We start from the raw sequence: 1,213 nt of genomic DNA on the forward strand, positions 1-1,213 counted from the left end.
CTCAGTTCGGACTCAGTTCGGATCGGGGTCTGCAACTCGACCCCGTGAAGCTGGAATCGCTAGTAATCGCGCATCAGCCATGGCGCGGTGAATACGTTCCCGGACCTTGTACACACCGCCCGTCAAGCCATGGAAGTCGGGTAGACCTGAAGCCGGTAACCGCAAGGAGCCGTTTAGGGTAGAACCGGTAACTGGGGCTAAGTCGTAACAAGGTAGCCGTACCGGAAGGTGCGGCTGGAACACCTCCTTTCTGGAATACATATCGGTATTTTCCTTTCTAATAATTTGAACCGATCGTCTTACTACTTCTTTTATAATATTGTTGGGCCTGTAGCTCAGGTGGTTAGAGCGCTACACTGATAATGTAGAGGTCCGTGGTTCGAGTCCACGCAGGCCCACTATTAATTGACATCATGGGGGATTAGCTCAGCTGGCTAGAGCACCTGCCTTGCACGCAGGGGGTCAACGGTTCGAATCCGTTATCCTCCACATTCTTAAAATTCAAAAGGAGTTTTACAAATATTTATTTGAGCTTATCAATTTTCAAAGGTAGAGTATAGGTATATAAAATGTTATCCTCAGTCTTATAAATATTGAAAAAGTTTCCAATTTAATTATTAAGATCATTTCCAATTTGATCATTCTGATCATTTGTAAGTGTCTATCATAATTGACAAAAGAATTTAACACAATGGTGTTAATTCATAAAAAGTTCATTGACAAGTTGAGCAGAGAATTGAATGAGTCCACGAGAGTGGACAAAAGACCGTCGGGGTCCTAACTGCAAAAGGGGGATTCCGATAAGAGTAAGTAAATAAGGGCGTACGGGGGATGCCTAGGCTCTCAGAGGCGAAGAAGGACGTGACAAGCTGCGAAAAGCTGCGGGGATCCGCAAGAGGAATTGATCCGCAGATATCCGAATGGGGCAACCCATCCCGCGTTAGCGGGATATTCCGCAAGGAAGGCAAACCCGGGAAACTGAAACATCTAAGTACCCGGAGGAAGAGAAAACAACAGTGATTCCGTGAGTAGTGGCGAGCGAAAGCGGAGCAGCCCAAACCGGATCTGTTACGGCAGGTTCGGGGTTATAGGACCGATAAAAAGAGAACATACCTGACTTGAGTTGTCTGGGAAGGCAAACCAAAGCGGGTGATAGTCCCATAGGGGAAGGGTATGTGATTGGATTGGTATCCTGAGTAGGTCGGGACAGGAG

2 tRNA genes and 2 rRNA genes are annotated in these 1,213 nt (G+C 46.8%); all 4 read left to right on the forward strand.

Annotation, left to right across the window (positions count from 1 at the left end):
• Positions 1–250, forward strand: a 16S ribosomal RNA gene (locus tag MM213_RS20650); the annotation flags it as partial.
• A gap of 74 nt (positions 251–324) precedes the next feature.
• Positions 325–398: transfer RNA gene (locus tag MM213_RS20655), tRNA-Ile, on the forward strand.
• A gap of 17 nt (positions 399–415) precedes the next feature.
• Positions 416–489 (forward strand) — tRNA-Ala (locus MM213_RS20660).
• 315 nt (positions 490–804) lie between these two features.
• A 23S ribosomal RNA gene (locus MM213_RS20665) occupies positions 805–1,213 on the forward strand; the annotation flags it as partial.

This window comes from Belliella alkalica, assembly GCF_022549785.1.
GTDB classification, from domain to species: Bacteria; Bacteroidota; Bacteroidia; order Cytophagales; family Cyclobacteriaceae; genus Belliella; species Belliella alkalica.